Below are 19167 nucleotides of genomic sequence, written 5' to 3' on the forward strand. Positions count from 1 at the left end.
CGCATGCGGCTGATACCCGATCAGGACGAACGTGATCTTGCGGCGATGTGCCGCAAGATGCTGGCCGCCGAGTGTCCGGCGACACCGGCTCGCGGGTTGCAGCCACCGGACGGGGACCGCGTCACGCCATCGCTGTGGAAGGCGCTGGGCGAGTCCGGCGTGCTGGGGCTCGCGGTCGAGGAAGCGCTCGGAGGTGCCGGCGGCGGACTCGGTGAACTCGGCGTGTTCAGCGTGGAGGCCGGGCGTGCGTTGTGCCCGATGATCGTGCACAGCAGCATCCATGCCGCGCTCGCCATCGACTGGTTGGGCGGAGGTGACGCCCGGAAAGCGTGGCTGCCGGCGCTGGCGTCCGGCAGCGCCCGCGGGACGGTTGCGTTGTGCAATCCGCGCGACGCGGCCGACCTCACGCCGTCATTACAGGCACGCCGCGACGCCGACGGCCGCTACCGTCTGGACGGCACGGTGGATTTCGTCGCCGACGCCGACCTGGCCGACTTGATTGTCGTCACTGCCGACACCGGCGGCGCCGCACAGGGACTCGTGGTCGACACCTCGTCGTCCGGAATCTCGGCGGAACCCTTGAAAGTGATGGGGGCGCACCCCGTTTTCGCGTTGCGCTTCGAGGACGTGCTGATCGACGACCCCCGCCGAATTCTCGCCGGCGCTGCGGGTCTGACCCAGTCGGACCTGCGCCGGGTGGTCAACGCCACCCTGGCGCTGCTCTGCCTGGATCTGACCGGGGTGGCCGAAGGGGTGCTGCAGCGCACGGTCGACCACACCAAGATGCGTGAGCAGTTCGGGCGTCCCATCGCGTCGTTCCAGGCCGCTCAGCACCTGGTGGCCGACATGCACATCGCGCTGACGGCTGCCCGGCTGGCCGCCCACTCGGCGGTGTGCTGGATCGGCCGCGGCCGCACCGGCACCCGGGAGACAGCGATCGCGCGGATGCACGCAAGTCGGGTCAAGCAGATCACGCTGGATGCCCACCAGTTGCACGGCGGCATGGGTTATGTCGTCGACACCGACCTGCACCTGTTCTCCGAGCGTGCCCGAGTGCTCGCGACCCTGGGAGGCGGCGCCGATATTGCCGCGAGATGGCTTGAGGACGAGATGAATTGGGATGCAACCAGTGACTGACAGTCTCATCGATCCGGAAACCGCCGCGAGCGTCGGCACCGTCGTCGCCACCGCCAGCGGCGAAGTGAACCAGCGGGACTGGCAACGTTGGGCCGCCGCGGTCGATGATCGCAACCCGCTGTGGTTCGACGCCGACCACGCACGCGCGCACGGCTACCGCGACGTGATTTGTCCGCCGTTGTTTCTGCAGTACGCGGTCCTCGGTGTGGCCACACTGGACAACCTGCGCCCAGACGGATCTTCGGGCGCCGTCACCGGCAGCCTGGCCTTCCCGCGGGCGCCAAGGCGGATGGCTGGCGGTGAGAGCACCACGTTCCATCTGCCCGCCTATCATCGGGATCAGGTCGAACTGGTGCGTACCGTCGACGCCATCACCGAAAAGGAGGGCAGGTCAGGCAGGTTCGTGCTGGTGACCTGGCGCAGCGAATACCGCAATCAGCGCGGTGACCTGCTCGCCGAGGCGACCACCTCGATGATCGCGAGGCCCGCATGACCGGACAGCTGTACTACGAGGACATCGAAATCGGTTCTTCGGTAACGCCGTTGACAGTCACGGTGACCGAGACGCAGATGTTCTTCTTCAGCGCCGCGACCTACAACGGGCACCGCATCCACTACGACAAGGCGTGGGCCCGCGACGTCGAAGGTTACGACGACGTACTGGTCCAGGGACCACTGCAGGCGGCGCTGTTGTCGCGTGCCCTGACCGACTGGATCGGTGGTGCCGGGCGGTTGCTGCGTTTCTCGGTGCAGAATCGCGCGATCGCCTACCCCGGGCAGGAGTTGACCTTCGGAGGTGTCGTGACGGGGAAGGGGGAGGGCATCGTGGACCTGGACATCTCCTGTCGACGCGGCGACGAGGTGTTGATGCCCGGCACAGCCAGCGTCTTGTTGCCCCGCAGGAACATTCGGTGAGCGGCCTGCGCGGCGAGGCCGCCATCATAGGCATCGCAGAACTACCGGCGGAGCGGCGCCAGACCCGCCCGGCGTCCTTCACGTTGGATCAGTATGCGTTGCTCGCCAAGCTGGTGATCGAGGATGCCGGCGTGGAACCCACTGTGGTGAACGGACTGTCGTGCCATGGCATCGCCGAGTCGGACATGTTCGCACCGGCGACGCTGTCGGAGTATCTCGGGATCCCGCTGGATTTCGGTGACCGGGTGGACCTGGGCGGTGCGACGGCCGCCGGGATGGTGTGGCGCGCCGCAGCGGCGGTCGAACTGGGCGTGTGCGATGCGGTGCTCGCGGTGGTGCCGGGATCCCTGGAGATCCCCCGCTCGGAGCAACGACCCGGCCGCACGCTGGGCTGGTACGGCGCGTCGAGCAACAACTACGGCTCGCCGCAGGCTGAATTCGAGATCCCGTACGGCAACGTCGGCCAGAACGCCCCGTACGCGCAGATCGCCCAACGCTACGCCGCCGAATACGGTTACGATGCAGCCGCTTTGGCCAGGATCGCGGTGCAGCAACGGACCAATGCCTGCGCCCACCCCGGCGCGGTGTTCCACGGCAAACCGCTCACCGTCGACGACGTCTTGACCAGTCCGGTCATCGCCGACCCAATCCACATGCTGGAGACCGTGATGCGGGTTCAGGGCGGGGCCGGCGTGCTGGTGGCCAACGCCGAGATAGCGCGCCGCGCCCGCCACCGGCCGGTCTGGATCAAAGGCTTCGGCGAACACATCCGGTTCAAGACCCCCACTTACGCCGACGATCTCATGCGCACGCCGATCGCCCGTGCCGCCGAAAAAGCCTTCGCAATGGCGGGACTGGACCGTGCCGACGTCGACGTCGCCTCGATCTACGACTGCTACACCATCACGGTGCTGATGACCCTCGAGGACGCCGGCTTCTGCGGCAAAGGCGAAGGCATGCAATGGTTGACCGAGCACGACCTGACCTTCCGCGGCGACTTTCCGGTCAACACGGCCGGGGGCCAATTGTCGTTCGGGCAGGCCGGCATGGCCGGCGGCATGCATCACGTGGTCGACGGGGCGCGGCAAGTGATGGGCCGCTCCGGCGATGCTCAGGTGCGCGACTGCGACACCGCGTTCGTGACCGGCAACGGCGGCATCATGAGCGAGCAGGTGGCCCTGGTGCTAGGAGGTGACTGACATGAGCCGACCGTTGCCTGAGCCGACACCGGTATCCCAACCGTTCTGGGATGCGTTGCGCGAGCACAAGATACTGATCCAGTACTCGCCGTCGTCGCGCCGGTACGTGTTCTATCCGCGCACACTGGCACCAGGCACCCTGGCCGACGACCTGGAATGGCGCGAGATCGACGGCGCGGGAACGCTGTACACCTACACCGTTGCGCGGCGCCCGACGGGGCCGCCATGGGCTGAGCAGCTGCCGCAGCTGCTCGCCGTCGTGCAATGGGATGCCGGACCGCGGGTCAGCGCCGAGTTGGTGGATGTCGACCCGCAGGACATCCGTATCGGCATGCGGGTTGCGCCCGTCTTCTGTGACGTCCCAGGCCATGAGATCACGCTGTTGCGATACCGGCCGGCCGATGTTTGAGACGGTGCAGCAATTGCTGCGATCGCGGATGGACGACGACACCGTCGCGGTGCGGGACGGGGATCGGACGTGGACCTGGCGCGAGCACCTCGGCGAAGCTGCGGCCGAGGCGTCGGTGCTGCTGGAGCGGCTCGATCCGGCGCGGCCGCTGCATGTCGCTGCGCTGCTGGGCAATTCGCCGGCCATGCTGCGGTCGATGGCCGCGGCTGCGCTCGGCGGGTATGTGCTGTGTGGGATCAACACGACCCGCCGCGGGCAAGGGCTGGCCGCCGACATCAGGAGGTCGGACAGTCAACTGGTGCTCGTCGATACCGAACACCTGGCGTTGCTCGACGGGCTGGATCTGCCCGTCCTGAATGTCGACGGCGCCGAATACCGCGAGGCGGTGACTGCCGCGCAACCCCTTGTGCCGATTCAGGTTTCCGGCGCCGACCCGGTGATGATGATCTTCACCTCCGGCACCAGCGGCGACCCCAAGGCGGTGCGTTTCGCACACGCGATGGCGGTCATGTGCGGCGCCAGCCTGGCCGAGCGGTTCGAGCTGACCGCCGCGGACGTGTGCTATCTCGCGATGCCGCTGTTTCACTCCAACGGTGTCGCGGCCGGGTGGGCCGTTGCCATCAGCGCCGGTGCCGCGATGGTGCCCGCCAGATTCTCCCCGTCACGATTCCTCGCCGACATCCGGGGCTACGGCGTCACCTACATGAACTACGTCGGCAAGCCGCTGGCGCTGGTGCTGGCCACCCCGGAGCGTCCCGACGACGCCCACAACACGCTGCGCGCCGCGTTCGGCAACGAGGCAACCGAGCGTGACCTCGACGAGTTCGCCAGGCGTTTCGGATGCCGGGTGGTGGACAGTTTCGGATCCAGCGAGTTCGCCGTCGTCGTGATGCGTGAGGACGGGACACCGCCGGGTTCCATCGGCAAGGGATATCCGGGTGTCAGCGTGTACCACCCGGAAACCCGGACCGAGTGCGCCGCAGCGGTTTTCGATCAGCACGGTGCGCTGGCCAATTTCGACGACGCCGTCGGTGAACTGGTGAATACTTATGGCGCAGGCGGTTTCAGCGGCTACTACAACGACGCCGCCGCCACCGACGAGCGGATGCGACACGGTATGTACTGGTCGGGTGACCTCGCCTACCGCGACGCCGAGGGCTGGATCTACTTGGCCGGACGCACCGCGGACTGGATGCGAGTGGACGGTGAGAACCTGGCGGCGGGTCCTGTCGAGCGCATCCTGCAGCGCCTGCCGGAGATCAACCACGTTGCGGTGTACGCCGTTCCCGACGAGCGGGTAGGGGATCAGGTGATGGCCGCAATCGTGCTCAACAGCGGAGCGTCGCTGTCTCCCAGCCAGTTCGGCGATTTCCTGGCTGCCCAGCCCGACTTGTCGCCGAAGGCGTGGCCGAGATATGTGCGGATCAACGCCGAGTTGCCGCGCACCGCGACCAACAAGATCCTCAAGCGCGAGCTGATCAGGGATGGCGTGTCTGCCGGGGACGGGGTGCTCTGGGAGCGGGCCGAGCGTGGACGCGAGTACCGCCGCGAGGATGTTGGGTGAATTTCACGATTCCGCAATGAATTTGGAGCCACCACACGGGCTTATGCACAGTTGCAGGTTTATGCACAGGTATGTCGTCGGGGCCGGGGAGTTGTCGGTGCCGGTTCCTAGAATTTGAGGTATGGCAGCGAGCACGCGTGAAGAGATCGTGGAGGTCTTCGATGCACTCGATGCAGATGTGGATCGTTTGTGCGCGTTGTCCTTTGAGGTGTTCACCACCCCGGAGCGGATGCGGGCTCTGGCGCGCCTGGAACGGGCAGCCCGCCAACTGCGCACACCCCAGCACGCGGTGATCAACCAACTCGCCGCCCACGCCGCCGAGGAGGAGTTAGGCGGCAAGCTGCGCAGCGCGTTGGCTGATCGGTTGCGGATCTCTAAAGCCGAAGCCGGCCGGCGCATCGCCGAAGCCAAAGATCTCGGCGCGCGCCGGGCGCTGTCCGGGGAGCCGCTGGGGCCGCTGCTCACCGCGACCGCGACCGCCCAAGGCGCCGGACTCATCGGTGATGAACACATCCGCTTGATCCGCAAATTCCTGGCCCATCTGCCGGACACGGTCGATGCGGGCACCCGGCAGGACGCCGAAGCCGACCTGGTCGACAAGGCCACCCACTTTCGCCCCGAACAAGTGCAGACCTATGCCCAGGAAGTGATGGCCTATTTGCACCCCGACGGCAACTACTCCGAGGAGGAGCGCGCCCGCCGGCGCGGCCTGATGCTGGGCAAGCAGGAGTTCGACGGGATGTCGCGCCTGAGCGGGCTGGTCACCCCGGAACTGCGGGCCGCGATCGAAGCGGCGTGGACGAAGTTGGCCGCACCGGGGATGTGCAACCCGAACGACGAGGCACCGCGCGTGGACGGCGAACCCGACGCCGATGAGGCGCAGCGCGATACCCGCTCGGGACCCCAACGCCAGCACGACGCGCTGCTGGCCGGGCTACGCGCACTGCTGGCCTCCGGGCAGTTGGGCCGCCACCGCGGGCTGCCGGTGACCATCATCGCCACCACCACCGTGGCAGAACTGGAAGCCGCCGCGGGATGGGCGCGCACCGGCGGCGGCTCCCGCCTACCCATGAGTGATCTGATCCGCATGGCCGGCGGCGGCGCCCACCACTATTTGGCGATCTTCGACGGCGCCAAACCCCAAGCCCTCTATCACACCAAACGTTTGGCCTCCCCGGCCCAACGGATCATGCTGTGCGCCAAAGACCTCGGCTGCACCAGACCCGGCTGTGACGCCCCGGCCTACCACAGCGAAGTCCACCACGTCACCGCCTGGCGCCAAACCGGCCGCACCGACATCAACGACCTCACCCTGGCCTGTGGCCCCGATAACAGACTGGCCGAAAAAGGCTGGACCACCCGCACCAACACCCAAGGCCACACCGAATGGATCCCCCCAGCACACCTCGACCACGGCCAACCCAGAATCAACACCTTCCACCACGCCGAGAAACTGCTGATACCCGACGACGACGACGACGAACCCGATTGATCGGGACGGCCTCGATCAGACCGGGCACCTCGTCCCGTACTCGACCTGCCAGTGCTTTATGCCGGTGATGAATGGTGATCGCAGCCGCTCGGGTTCGCCCAGCGAGGTCAGATCCGGCATCGTGTCGGCGATCGCGTTGAACATCAGGTCGATCGTCATGCGGGCCAGATTCGCGCCGATGCAGTAATGCGCGCCGGTGCCGCCGAATCCGACATGGGGATTCGGGAACCGCAGAATGTTGAAGGTGTAGGGGTCGTCGAACACCTCTTCGTCGAAGTTGGCCGAGCGGTAGAACATCACCAGCCGTTGGCCCTTCTTGATCGAGACTCCGCCAACTTCGGTGTCCACCAACGCGGTTCGCTGAAACGCGGTGATCGGCGTCGCCCAACGAATGATCTCGTCGGCCGCGGTGCCCGGTCGCTGGGCCTTGAACAGCTCCCATTGGGCGGGGAAGTCGGTGAACGCCATCATTCCGTGGGTGATCGAATTGCGAGTCGTCTCGTTGCCGGCGATCGCCAACGTCACCACGAACATGCCGAACTCGGCCTCGGATAACCGGTGCCCGTCGGCGTCCGGCTGGATGAGCGTCGTGACGATGTCTGCGCCCGGGTCCTTGGCTCTGCGCTCCGCCAATTGCATGGCATACCACATCATTTCGGCCGCCGATGTCAGCGAATCGTGGTCGGCGAACTCCGGATCGTCGCTGCCGATCATCTGGTTGGACCAGTCGAAAAGCTGTTCGCGGTCTTCCAGCGGAACCCCGAGCAGTCCCGCGATCGCCTGCAGCGGCAACTCGCAGGCGACCTGCCGGACGAAATCGCCCGATCCTTCCGCAGCTGCCCGCGCGGCGATCTGCCGCGCTCGCTCGGTCAGGTCGGCGCGCAGCCGCTCGACGGCGCGGGGGGTGAACCCGCGCGCGACGATCTTGCGCAGTCGGCTGTGCTCGGGGTCGTCCATCATGATCATCGACGTCCGTCCGAGCTCGATCTGGGCCTGCGCCAACTCTTCCGGGTAGCGCGGCACCACCGACTTCTCCGCCGAGGAGAAGACGTCGCTGCGCAGCGATACGTCGCGAACGTCGCGATGCTTGCTCACCACCCAGTAGCCACCGTCGCCGAATCCGCCCCGATCCGGCGGTTGCTCGTTCCACCAGATCGGTGCTGTCGAGCGCAGTTCGGCGAACTCCGCCACCGGCAACCGGTGCGCGTAGATGTCGGGATCGGTGAAATCGAAGCCCGGCGGCAAGTTCGGGGCGGCCATTCAAACCTCCTCGGCGAGGTGCAGAACGCAACGATCAGGCTGATCGTAACGAGGCACCAGCCCCCGGATGCAACAGTTACGCAAGAATCAGGCAAGCGGAGCCCGGCAGGGTGGCGTTCATGAGAGTCACCGCGATAGTGGGAGCCCTGTTGATCGGCGCGCTGGTGGCAGCCAGTCCGGCAAGGGCCGATCCCCGCGCCGAGGTGCAACAGCTGCAGCAGCAGACATCGGATTTGCACGCCAGCTGGGACAGTCTGAGTCCGGCGGAGCGACAGCAGCGGTTGAACCAACTGAGTCAGCAGACGACCATCGTGCAGCGGGGTGTCGACGCCCTGCCCCCGGAGCAGCGGCCGGAGGTTCAGTTGATGCTCAGTCAGGTCGCCATCCAGCTGGCCGACCTGCTCGGCAGATCATGGCCGCGTCAGTAGGTCTTCAATGATGTTGTGCACCAATGAAAAGCGCATCCGGGTCCAGGTGAGTTGCGGCGGCGACGACGATCCGGTCTATCTGGCGCAGCGGGTACAGGGCCGATAAATCCCGAGCCAGTGCCTCGGCGGCGTCGAGGGCGTCGGCCGCCGAGACCAGGCCCTCCGGCTGCGTGCCGTCGAGGGTCTCGATCAGCACATCGATGTTGTGCTGGACCTGCACAGCGGCGCCGGTCACGGCGTCGGCGACCTCGTCGGGGCAGTCGAGGTTTCGGTACTGTTCGCTGCGCCGGGCCAGGACTCGGGCGTAACGATCGCAGGCCGCGAACAACCGAAGCTCGCGCTGGATGCTGCGGCGGCCCGCCAACCCGGCGACACCGGCCAGGAGCGGTTTGGCGGTCGCCCGGTACTGCCGCAGCTTCCGGTCGAGTTGGCGTGCCTGTTCGGTGGGGCTGCCCGCTGCGTCGTGTTCGAACATTATCGCGATGGACGTTTCGATCAGGGCGCACAATGCAGTGAGGAACTCATGGGTGTCGTTGCGGATTGTGGTGCCGATATTGGTGGGCAGCACCAGGATCGCGACGGCGACGCCGATGACCGCCCCGACCGCAGTCTCCTCGATCCGCACCACCAAGACGTCGAGGCTGAACTGGCCCATCAGTCCGTACAGCAGCGCCAGCATCGTGGTGATCCAGAAGGCCATCAGACTCTGGGTGACCTGCATGAAGTAGAACGTGCAGAACAGGCAGACGAAGACCATCACCACCGACCCGACCGTGTTGCCGTCGAAGGCGGTGGCGACCAGCATTCCACAGGGCACGCCCAGCGCCGTGCCCAGCAGGCGCTGCCAACCTTTGGTGAGGGTGTCGCCCCACGTGTTGGTGCCGGCGAAGACCACGAACGCCGCGATCACCGCCCAGTACCAGCGATCCGGTGACACCACGTCGCCGGCGACGATGGCCAGCGACGCCGCGGTGCAGGCCTGGATGGCTTGCCGCGTCGTGGGCAGCAGGCCGCTTCGGGCCGCCTGGACGTCGTCATCGGAATCGTCGTCCGGCTCCGTCGCGGGTCCGGTGGCGTCGGCGGCTTCCTCGATCAGCGACCGCACCTCCGAAGTGGCTGTGGCAGCGCCGATTATCGCCATGGCAAGCCGACGGACGGCAGCGTCGCCGGGCTCTTCTGAGGTGGCGGGCTGGCCGTCGAGCACACCCTGGGCCCGGTCGGCTGCGGCCCGTAGGCCGTCGGGACTGGGAACCCTGATGGCCCAGCCGAGTTCGGAAAGGGCGGCGACGAGTTCGGCGCGGACGGCAGTCGGGATGGCCGGCCCGTGCATGGCGGCCAGCGCCACCCGCTGACCGGCGATCGCCACCCATTCGACGGCGAGTTCGGCGTCGAACAGCCACGGGGCCAAGCGTTCCCCGAGCGAAGTAGCGGCCGGATTGGACTTGTCTTCGAGCCGGTCCTGCACCATCAACGCGGTGTCGTTGAGCCGCGCGATGCGGGTGCGCATCCGGCGTCGGCGTCGCTCGTTGAGCCGGTCCGCCCGCAATACTTCGGCGGTGGCGTCGACCAGGATCGCCATCCGGGCCCGCAGCGAGCGAATGGTGGCTTGTAGCAAACGATCCGGATGGTCGGGCAGCACATAGGTCGTCGTCAGGAAGGTGCACAACGTGCCCACCAGCACGGCGGCGATCATCCACGGCAACTCATGCGGGCCCGCACGTAGATACAGGGCAAAGAAGTAAGCCATGAACGCGACCATGCCCAGTGCCTGTCCACGCGCACCGAACCGGCGGATGTAGACCGCGACGAACACCACTGCCACGAAGACGATGTCGCTGACGAGCTGGTGGCGCGACAGCAGGGCGGCCGCGGTGATGGACAGCGTCGCCGGCACCGGCAGCAACGCCATGGTGATGCGTTGCCGCCGCGGGTCCGGCTCGTTGACCGACCGGGCCGCGACCATGGTGATGACAGCTCCGAGCAGCGCGACGGTCAGGGATTGCCTTGTCGCGGTGGTCAACACGTACATCGCCAGCAGCGAACAACCCAACGCTGTGGTGGCGCGGATGGCCAGTCTGAGGCGAAGCAAGCCGGGATCGGAACCGATCGTCCAGGTTCGTACCCGCTGGAATGTGGCGGCGAGCGTCATCCGCTCAACAACGTTGTGCGCAAAGAGAACTGCTACCCGGCCGGGGTGAACTTGATCGCTACCAGTTTCAGCCGGTCGATCGCCTCGGCGAACTCCTCCCGGGCCGGCACGCGGTCATCGCGGAATTTCAGCCCCATCATCCGCTGCGCCTGCTTGACTCCGTAGGACTGCGCGCAGCGCAGATAGAGGTCGTACGTGGTGCCACGGTCTTCGACGACTTCGCCACGCATCGTGCGGGTCTTGCCGCCGTAGACCACCTGCGCGGGGGCGCCGCCCTTGAAGTTGTACTTCCAGTTGGCGCCGGCCAGCGCATACAGATCGTTGTCGATCACGTGGGCGCTCACCGGGATCGAGAACGATTTTCCCGACTTTCGTCCGGTGAAGTTCAGCACCATCAGCTGCTTGCGCAGCGGCCCCGCGAGCGGAGTGCGTAACAAGGACTTCAACACGGGGTTGACCGCGCGAAGCAAGGGTTCTGGAGGATGTCCGATGTCTACCGCATACGACTGATCTGTCATGTCCACCACCGTAAGTCCATTTGCCGAAAAAGGAACGCCGCGGCGGGGGACGGGCAGGTCGCCGCGGTGGACCGGGACTTGATTGATGTTCTTCTCCGGGATGTAGTGGTCCTGAACGGCGCGCGTGCTCAGACCATCTCGTTCTTGGTGAGCCAGCGCATCACCGGCCAGCCGAGGAACACCGGTAGCCAGCAGGTGAGCACCCGGTACAGCAACACCGAGGGCACCCCGATCGCCGCGGGAACGCCGAAGGCGGCGAGCCCACCGATGAGCGCCGCCTCGACGGCGCCGACCCCGCCGGGTGTGGGGGCGGCCGATGCAAGGGTCCCGCCCACCATCGTCACCACCGTGACGGTGACGAACGTCGTGCCGCCACCGAATGCTTCGACGCTGGCCCACAAAGCCAGTGCCGCGCCGAGAGTTGTTCCGGCACTGCCCAATACGATCAGCGCGAAGCGTCTCGGCTCCTTGGCGAGCTCGACGAGGTCGTTGGTCACCTCTTTGAGTTTCGGCCGTAGTTCGGTGGCCAGCCAGCGCCGCAGGTTGGGCACGAACAAGAAGGTGCCGACGATGCCCAGCGCGACGCCGGCGATCAGGTACAGCACAGTGGCATCCGGGACGAAATGCGAGAGGTCCGTCGACGTCCCGGCCACCGCGCTGAACATGATCAGCAGCGCGACGTGGACGATCACCTGCACGGCTTGTTGAAGCGCGACCGCGGCGGTGGCCCGCAGCGCGGTCAGCCCACCCTTCTGCAGGAAGCGGGTACTGAGGGCAAGCCCACCCACTCCGGCCGGGGTGGTGGTGGCCGCAAAGGTGTTGGCTATCTGGACGATTGTCAACTTCCAGAAACCCACCAACCCGTCCGCGCAGGCCCACAACGCGGCGGCCGCACCGACGTAGGTCAGCGCCGACACCGCCAGGCCCAGCAGCGCCCACGACCAGTTGGCGTGACTGAGTTCGGAGAAGAACGTCGGCGCGGTGCTGAGGAAGGGGTACGCGACATAGACCAGCGCCCCGATCAGGACCAGTTGAATGACCTGGCCACGGGTGAACCTGGTGATCGTCTCGTCTTTGATCTGATCGGCACCCGTCTGGCGTTTCACCTCCGCCCGGGCTTCGGAGATGACGCCCTTCGGGTTGGCGACCGACTGCCGGATGCGTTTCGGCACAGCGGATTTCGTCAGCCTCCGAGAAGCGATGAGGATGGTTTCCTTGCCGAACGTGTCGATCGCGGCGGCCACCGCGGAGTGCGCGTCGTACAACGCCGAGGTCGTCACGAGCAGGTGGGCGATGTCGGACTGCAGTTGGGCGTCGGTGGCACCGTATTCGGCCGAACCGAAACCGCCGAACAGCACGGAGCCGTCGGCGACGGTGATCTCGTTGCAGCGCAGGTCTCCGTGGGAGATCTGGTGATCGTTGAGGACTCGCAGGGATTCCCACGCTTTTGCGACCGGCGTCTGGCCGGCACATTCGTCCAGCGGCACCCCTCGGACGGGCTTGTGCGCGTAGAGCGTCCAGCCGCGGTCGAGTGCGGCCAGCGCGATGGTCGCGGTGTTGGCAACGCCGATGTCCCCGATGGCGATGGCCATCAGCGCGCGATGCTCGACGGCGCGGCGCAGCGAGGTCTGCAGCGGTGCCGTCTCGGATCCGCGCAGCCGCAACTTCCACCACAGTTGCCGCAGGGCGCCACCGCTGCGTTGATGAGGCCCGTACAGCTCGACCGCCGCTCTGGCTTCGGGATCGGTGGATTCCGCGGACAGCACCAGAGGACCGGGCCCGCCCGGCCGGACCACCAGCAGCCTGGACACCAGGAAGCCACGCTTGGCCATCGCGCGGACCGCACCCTCCAGCGGCACCTCCAGGGCGGGGGTCCCCACGACCAGCACCACGAACGCGCCGACGAACCAGCCCACCGCCAGCCCGACCACCGCGCGCGCCGGGACGATGGCGCTGACGACGAGGTGAATCGGTACGAACGCCAGCAGCAGTCCCCACCACCAGTGCCGCCAGCGGGCCGGTAGCCAGGGCCCCGACACGGTCAGCACCGCGGAGAGCATCGCGATCCAGCGCGGGTCGTCGAGGAACTGCTCTGGCAGCGAACTGAGTTTGTCGGACAGGTCGAAGTGCCAGCGCGGCGCGGCGATGCGGTTGCTGCTGATGGACAGCGGGAGAACGGCCATCAGCGCGGCGGCGCCGTATGCGCCGAGCAGCTTCCATTGGCGCGAGACGATCAGGCCGATCAGGATCACGAACGGCAGCGCCAGGATCGCGATGCCATAGACCAGGTACACCAGGTCGGACTGGGTCTGGGTCAGCACTCCGACGATTTGGGAGATGGATTTCTCCAGCGCCACCCACCGAGGACGGGTGATCAGCGAACTGGTCACCACTGCCACCAGCGCGACGGCCGCCAGCGCCAGCCGGATGATGTCGTTGGTGCGCCGGGTCATCGGTTGCAGCAAGCTGCCGGACACCGTGATGTCGCGTCCGTCAACTCGCATGTCCATAGATCCTTCGGCTGCGCCGTGTCTCTTAGCGGCCCGCACACAACTTAACCGGAGTCATGCGTCATGGGGCTGATGGACACCGGCGACGCGCTGTGATCAATCGCGAAGCCGGGGTGCGCATCTGCGCAGGCTGAGGCGTTCTAATGTCGAGTGTCGACAACGGAAGGGCGCGGACGTGGCGAGGACAGACGACGACAGCTGGGAAATCACCGAAAGCGTGGGAGCTACTGCGTTGGGGGTGGCCGCGGCCCGCGCGGCGGAAACGGAGAGCGACGATCCGCTGATCAGCGATCCGTTCGCACGGGTATTCCTGGACGCTGTCGGCGATGGCGTGTGGAACTGGTTCGCCGGACCAGATCTGCCCGAGAAGGTTCTCGAGGCCGATCCCGAACTGCGGACCCGGATGGGGTCGATGAGGGGCTACATGGCTTCTCGCACAGCCTTTTTCGACACGTTCTTCACCGATGCCGCCGGATCGGGGATCGATCAGGTGGTGATATTGGCCGCGGGATTGGATTCGCGGGCCTGGCGGTTGGCGTGGCCGGATGGCACGACCGTCTACGAGCTCGACCAACCGAAGGTACTGGACTTCAAGGCCTCGACACTGGCCGAACATGGTGCGTCGCCCACCTGCAAGCGGGTCGCTGTCGCGGTGGACCTACGCCAGGATTGGCCGGCCGCACTGCAACAGGCCGGGTTCGATCCTTCGCGACCGAGTGCCTGGTCGGTGGAAGGGCTGCTGCCCTACCTGCCGGCGACTGCCCACGAGCTACTGTTCGACCGTATCCAGGGGCTCAGTGCGGCCGGTAGCCGGATCGCGGTGGAGGCGCCCGGCCCGGACTGGATGGACCCGGAAGTGCGTGCGCGACGCCGCGACCGGATGGATCGCCTGCGCGTCTTGCTGGCCGAAGTCGAACCGCAGCGCGAGATCCCGAGAACCGACGAGTTGTGGTATTTCGAGGAACGCGAGGACGTGGGCGGCTGGTTGGGCCGGCACGGCTGGGATGCGACGGTGACGCCGGCGCAAGAGTTGATGGCCGGCTATGGGCGCGGAGTGCCTGCCGGGGTCGAGGACACCACCCCGCGCACTGTGTTCGTCAACGCCCTGCGACGGCCGTGACGGAGCCGACGCGGTGGACCCTGGCCGACGGCCGCGATCTCCTTTTCTTCGCGCTGCCCTCGCACGTTCCCGCGCCGGTACCCGATCGCCGGCCACTGCCTGGCCGCGACCCGGCCCCATCGCAACTGCGGTACGACCGGACCACCGGCCAGTGGGTGATCGTTGCCGCACAGCGGCAGGACCGCACCTATAAGCCGCCGGCCGAATCGTGTCCGCTGTGCCCGGGCGAGACCGGGATGACCAGCGAGGTCCCGGCCGCCGACTACGACGTGGTCGTGTTTGAGAATCGGTTTCCCAGCCTCTGCGGCGTCGGGCCCGTCGCACCACCGCAGGAACCCGGGTTCGTCTCTGCGCCGGGGCACGGCCGCTGCGAGGTGATCTGCTTCTCCGCCGAACACACCGGATCCTTCGCGGACCTGGACCCGGCCCACGCCCGGCTGGTGGTCGAGGCGTGGCGGCACCGCACCGCCGAGTTGATGGCGCGGCCCGGGATCGAGCAGGTGTTCTGCTTCGAGAACCGCGGCGAGGAGATCGGGGTGACCCTGACCCATCCGCACGGCCAGATCTACGCCTACCCCTATCTGACCCCCCGCACCGACACCATGCTGAGGCAAGCCCGCCTGCACCGGAAACTGAACGGCGACAACCTGTTTGCGCACCTGCTGGCGGCCGAGTTGGCGGACGGCAGTCGCGTCGTCGCTCGCGACGAACTGTTCACCGCGTTCGTGCCGTTCGCCGCACGCTGGCCGGTAGAGGTGCACATTTACCCAAATCGGTTGTTGCGCAACCTTACTGACTTCAGTGCCGCAGAGTTGGACGGGTTCGCCCGGATTTATCTGGACATGCTGCGCAGGTTTGACCGGATGTATTCGGCGCCGCTGCCGTACATGTCGGCGCTGCACCAGTACACCGATGCGCAACAGGACGGCTATTTCCACGTCGAGTTGATGTCGATTCGGCGCAGCGCCACCAAACTGAAGTATCTGGCGTCCGCCGAGTCGGCGATGGGTGCCTTCATCGGCGACGTCATCCCGGAGACGGTGGCCGCACGATTGCGGGAATCAGGCGCATGACCGTCCGTTACGCCGCGCCGGGGCGGGTCAACCTGATCGGCGAGCACACCGACTACAACCTGGGGTTCGCGCTGCCGATCGCGTTGCCGCAGCGTACCGTCGCCGCGTTCGCACCTGAGCGCACCGACGCGGTCACCGTGACCAGCGATCGTGCGCAGGGCGCGGTTCGGATCCCGCTGGACACCGAGCCGGGCGAGGTGGCGGGTTGGGCCGCCTATGTCGCGGGGGCGATCTGGGCGCTTCGGTCGGCCGGCCACGTGCTTCCCGGCGGGACGATGTCGATAACCAGCGACGTCGAAAGCGGTTCGGGCTTGGCCTCTTCGGCCGCGCTGGTGTGCGCGGTCCTCGGCGCGGTGGGTGCGGCCGCGGGCGTCGATCTCGGCGCCACCGAGTTGGCCAGGGTGGCGCAGCGGGCAGAGAACGACTACATCGGTGCCCCAACGGGTTTGCTCGATCAGTTGGCGGTGCTGCAGGGCAGGCCGAAAACCGCGCTACAGATCGATTTCCGGGATATCAGCGTCCAACCGGTACCGTTCGACCCCGACGCTTCGGGTGTCACGCTGCTGCTCATCGACTCCCGGTCCCGGCACCGACACGTCGACGGAGAGTATGCGGCGCGACGGGCGGCGTGCGAACGGGCGGCCAGGGACCTGGGTGCGTCGTCGCTGCGCGTCGTCCAGGACCGCGGCTTAGCGGCGCTGGATGCGGTGATCGATCCGATCGATGCGCGACGTGCCCGTCACGTGCTGACCGAGAACGACCGGGTGCTGGAATTCATTGCCGCACTGAGTGATTCGGACTTGATTCGGGCCGGACAGATCATGACCGCCTCCCAGCGGTCGATGCGCGACGACTTCGGCATCACCACCGAGCACATCGATCTGCTGGCTGACAGCGCACTGCACGCGGGTGCGCTCGGTGCCCGGATGACCGGGGGCGGTTTCGGAGGCACCGTGATCGCGCTGGCGCCTGCCGACCGAGCGCCGGTGGTCGCGGACGCGGTGCGACGGGCGGCTGCCGACGCCGGCTACCCGGAACCGGCGATTCGCCGGACTTTCGCCGCGGGGGGTGCGGGCCGATGCTGACGATCCGTTCTTTCGGCCGGCGTCAGCAATCGATTCGGATCCACCACGGCGGCGTGCTGATGTCCAGACGTGTACTCGTGCGGTACCCGGACCACGTCGGTACACCGGACGGTTGGCCGCGGTAGATACCCCGGGCGGCGGCGACAACCCGGCTGCGTTGGGTCGGCCATTGGATCTCGCTTGCGATCTGTTCCAACAGATTCCGGTCGCGCCCCAGGACGCGGTCGATGATATCGACGGCGGGCAATGCGCCGCTCTTGTCGCCATTACAGCGCGCGCACGCCAGCACCAGGTTGGCCAAACCGTCGATGCCGACCAGTGACCAAGGCAGCACATGGTCGATCGGGTTGCTCGCCGGCAGGTCGGCGCCGCAGTAGAAACAGCGGGCACCGAAAGCATCCTTGAGGGGTTCGCGGACCATCGCCAAAGCTGTTCGCTCGCGGCCGAAGAGGTGACCCGCGACGTCGGGAACCTCGGCATCCAAGAACTTGTTCATGCGCCGTACGTCCTCGACCCACATCATCTCCAGTGCGGGCTTGAGTAGCCCCGCGAGCCGTGCCAGGCCGTAGGCCACGCCGGGGCGCAGTTCTATCGAGTCGCCGTGGGCCCGCAGCGTCGACCGGGATACCTGGTCGTGCAGGAACGAGTCGTCGTAGAGGAACGAGTCGCTGCATGATGCTCCGGGCAATCGTTGCAGTCGGTGCAGCGGTTGCTGGGCCAGACACAGCGCGATCTTGTCGATCGTCTCCTGGTAGACCTCGGGGACTCTCGTCATCGCTACTTCCAGCGCCAAGCCGCTTCCGCCGGCCCCGGAAGCTGACCGCAAGTGATTGGTAGCCATCAGGATTCGTGCTTTCGAACCGTGGACCTGCCGTAGTTCATGCCCGTCGAACGGCCGGACCTGTCGCCAGTAGATCTGCAGCACCCGGTGGGCCAGGTCCGGGATCGAAACCCGCAGCGCCCGGTCGGGATGGTCGGGAAGGTTCTCGATGCTGAAGTCGACGAGCGCCATCAGGGTGGCGAGCTTGTAGGTCGCGCTACGCAGACCCGTTTCCAGAATCGCGACGACGCGCTGTCCCAGCAGTAGCGGGTCCATGCCTTGCTCTGTCATTGCGTCGCTCGCGTCGGTGCCTGGTGTCTCGGCCATGGTACGGGGCCAAGAACTCCGCCTGTGGACAAGTTGCCCACTGTGGATGACTCCGTCGTGCGCGGCGGATTGCCGGCGTTGTTGTCGGACCCCTGCGTGATGCTTGGCTCAGTCGGCGCGATGTCAGAAGCGCGCCAGTGCGGATTGGGGCCGAGATGGGAAACCGGGCGAACTTCGTGATCGTGAAAGATCAAGACTGGCAACTGTATTACTCGCATTGGGCGGGTTGTCGGATGCTTGATGCGCTGATCGGTGGACCGGATCTCGCGCTGCGCTATGTGCAGTCGCTGCGACCGTGCGCGAAGAACGACTGGGTGGATCCGCTGTGGGCCGACGGCGGTGCAGTGGTCGACCTCGACCGCCGCCGGCTGCTGTTCTTCGGCGACGGGTTGATGGTGAGCATGCCCGAACGCCGGGCGATGATGAGCGTGCTTGCCGCGGTGTGGCCGGGTTACTCGATCGGGTGGGCCTACGACGGAACCATCGAACTGGCCGGTTACGTCGGCGCGCAGTTGCGACTCCAATCCTGGGACGACCAGCCGGGGATCAAGCTCGCCGACGACCTGAACGTCATGTGCCACTTGGTGTCCGTCGTCGATGCCGCCGGCCGCGTTCGGATGTGGCCGCTGTGGTGGGGCGATCTCAACAAGTCCTGGCACGGACCCGCACTGCTCGACCTGCTGCCCGGTCGCGGCCTGCGGCGGGTGGCTCTCGGCAAGATCCCGGAGGGGGGCGTCCACATCGACGTTGCGCGCAAGACGGTCGGAGTGTGGCAGACCGCGGATGCGATGGGAATCTTCAAAGCCCTTCCGGAAGTGTGGAGGGGTTGGGCCACCGAGTGTTGGGAAGACCGCTTCGATCAGCAGGTTCTCGGATGCAATGGAGCACTGCGGGTCCCCGCATTGGACTTGGCGGCCGGTGTGGACGATGCGCTGGCATGGATCCGCAAAAGGGTATTCGAGAGCTTCGCCGACAGCCCGGCGGGACAGATCAGAATGATCGCGGGATTGCTGGCGCCGCTCGCGCCGGGAATGCAGGTAGGTAGCTACGCCCTGGTCAACGACGGGGTGCGGCCACGTCCCGACGAGTGGGCGCGTTTCGAGGCCGCGTGTGATGCATTGCGGGGACAGCGTGCGGCGTCTGCGTGAGCGGGCTGCGCAG

The 19167-nt window shown here is 66.7% G+C and carries 17 protein-coding genes; 12 read left to right on the top strand and 5 right to left on the bottom strand.

All coding sequences use genetic code 11. From position 1 onward, the window contains the following. Window positions 1-3: 3 nt before the first annotated feature. The 7 genes from AC5Y47_RS12610 to AC5Y47_RS12640 all read left to right on the top strand — a co-directional run bounded on the left by AC5Y47_RS12610 (window position 4) and on the right by AC5Y47_RS12640 (window position 6716). A complete protein-coding gene (locus AC5Y47_RS12610; RefSeq protein ID WP_499944338.1) occupies window positions 4-1137 on the top strand; it encodes an acyl-CoA dehydrogenase family protein in 1134 nt (377 codons plus the stop codon). Further along, on the top strand, window positions 1130-1630 hold the full coding sequence (locus AC5Y47_RS12615; RefSeq protein WP_499944339.1) for a MaoC family dehydratase: 501 nt from the start codon (window positions 1130-1132) through the stop codon (window positions 1628-1630). Before AC5Y47_RS12610 ends, AC5Y47_RS12615 begins: the two co-directional genes overlap by 8 nt. Next, window positions 1627-2052: a MaoC/PaaZ C-terminal domain-containing protein gene (locus tag AC5Y47_RS12620; RefSeq protein ID WP_499944340.1), complete on the top strand. Its 426-nt coding sequence runs from the start codon at window positions 1627-1629 to the stop codon at window positions 2050-2052. Before AC5Y47_RS12615 ends, AC5Y47_RS12620 begins: the two co-directional genes overlap by 4 nt. Beyond that, window positions 2049-3251 carry a thiolase family protein gene (locus AC5Y47_RS12625; RefSeq protein ID WP_499944341.1) on the top strand — a complete coding sequence of 401 codons (1203 nt, stop codon included), beginning with the start codon at window positions 2049-2051 and terminating at the stop codon, window positions 3249-3251. The genes AC5Y47_RS12620 and AC5Y47_RS12625 overlap by 4 nt, the downstream gene beginning before the upstream one ends. A gap of 1 nt (window position 3252) precedes the next feature. Further along, window positions 3253-3660 (top strand): Zn-ribbon domain-containing OB-fold protein, encoded by a 408-nt coding sequence (locus AC5Y47_RS12630; RefSeq protein ID WP_499944342.1) that lies wholly within the window; start codon window positions 3253-3255, stop codon window positions 3658-3660. Then, on the top strand, window positions 3653-5224 hold the full coding sequence (fadD1, locus tag AC5Y47_RS12635; protein WP_499944343.1) for a fatty-acid--CoA ligase FadD1: 1572 nt from the start codon (window positions 3653-3655) through the stop codon (window positions 5222-5224). Before AC5Y47_RS12630 ends, fadD1 begins: the two co-directional genes overlap by 8 nt. Before the next feature lie 121 nt (window positions 5225-5345). Further along, a complete protein-coding gene (locus AC5Y47_RS12640; RefSeq protein ID WP_499944344.1) occupies window positions 5346-6716 on the top strand; it encodes an HNH endonuclease signature motif containing protein in 1371 nt (456 codons plus the stop codon). A 15-nt stretch (window positions 6717-6731) separates the two neighbouring features. Here AC5Y47_RS12640 and AC5Y47_RS12645 read toward each other — a convergent pair whose 3' ends face one another. After that, a complete protein-coding gene (locus AC5Y47_RS12645) occupies window positions 6732-7976 on the bottom strand; it encodes a cytochrome P450 (RefSeq protein ID WP_499944345.1) in 1245 nt (414 codons plus the stop codon). Window positions 7977-8095: 119 nt separating this feature from the next. Here AC5Y47_RS12645 and AC5Y47_RS12650 point away from each other — a divergent pair, with 119 nt between their 5' ends. Continuing rightward, window positions 8096-8404, top strand: a complete 309-nt coding sequence (locus AC5Y47_RS12650; protein WP_499944347.1) for a hypothetical protein — start codon at window positions 8096-8098, stop codon at window positions 8402-8404. 4 nt (window positions 8405-8408) lie between these two features. Here the strand turns inward: AC5Y47_RS12650 and AC5Y47_RS12655 are convergent, their stop codons facing one another. The 3 genes from AC5Y47_RS12655 to AC5Y47_RS12665 all read right to left on the bottom strand — a co-directional run bounded on the left by AC5Y47_RS12655 (window position 8409) and on the right by AC5Y47_RS12665 (window position 13575). Beyond that, window positions 8409-10553 (bottom strand): FUSC family protein, encoded by a 2145-nt coding sequence (locus tag AC5Y47_RS12655; protein ID WP_499944348.1) that lies wholly within the window; start codon window positions 10551-10553, stop codon window positions 8409-8411. 32 nt (window positions 10554-10585) lie between these two features. After that, on the bottom strand, window positions 10586-11071 hold the full coding sequence (locus tag AC5Y47_RS12660; protein WP_499944349.1) for a hypothetical protein: 486 nt from the start codon (window positions 11069-11071) through the stop codon (window positions 10586-10588). A 128-nt stretch (window positions 11072-11199) separates the two neighbouring features. After that, window positions 11200-13575: a lysylphosphatidylglycerol synthase transmembrane domain-containing protein gene (locus AC5Y47_RS12665; RefSeq protein WP_499944350.1), complete on the bottom strand. Its 2376-nt coding sequence runs from the start codon at window positions 13573-13575 to the stop codon at window positions 11200-11202. A gap of 181 nt (window positions 13576-13756) precedes the next feature. Here AC5Y47_RS12665 and AC5Y47_RS12670 point away from each other — a divergent pair, with 181 nt between their 5' ends. The 3 genes from AC5Y47_RS12670 to AC5Y47_RS12680 are packed head-to-tail and all read left to right on the top strand — an operon-like array spanning window position 13757 to window position 16859. Beyond that, complete coding sequence (locus tag AC5Y47_RS12670) at window positions 13757-14701, top strand: class I SAM-dependent methyltransferase (RefSeq protein WP_499944351.1); 945 nt, start codon at window positions 13757-13759, stop codon at window positions 14699-14701. Further along, complete coding sequence (gene galT / locus AC5Y47_RS12675) at window positions 14698-15774, top strand: galactose-1-phosphate uridylyltransferase (RefSeq protein WP_499944352.1); 1077 nt, start codon at window positions 14698-14700, stop codon at window positions 15772-15774. The genes AC5Y47_RS12670 and galT overlap by 4 nt, the downstream gene beginning before the upstream one ends. Beyond that, window positions 15771-16859 (top strand): galactokinase, encoded by a 1089-nt coding sequence (locus AC5Y47_RS12680; protein WP_499944353.1) that lies wholly within the window; start codon window positions 15771-15773, stop codon window positions 16857-16859. Before galT ends, AC5Y47_RS12680 begins: the two co-directional genes overlap by 4 nt. Window positions 16860-16881: 22 nt before the next feature. Here AC5Y47_RS12680 and AC5Y47_RS12685 read toward each other — a convergent pair whose 3' ends face one another. Beyond that, entirely contained in the window at window positions 16882-17970 is a 1089-nt protein-coding gene (locus AC5Y47_RS12685; protein ID WP_499944354.1) for a DUF8808 domain-containing protein, read from the bottom strand. A gap of 218 nt (window positions 17971-18188) precedes the next feature. Between AC5Y47_RS12685 and AC5Y47_RS12690 the strand changes: the two genes are divergently transcribed. Further along, entirely contained in the window at window positions 18189-19154 is a 966-nt protein-coding gene (locus AC5Y47_RS12690; RefSeq protein ID WP_499944355.1) for a hypothetical protein, read from the top strand. Window positions 19155-19167: the final 13 nt, after the last annotated feature.

The organism is Mycobacterium sp. NGS22, from assembly GCF_059813095.1.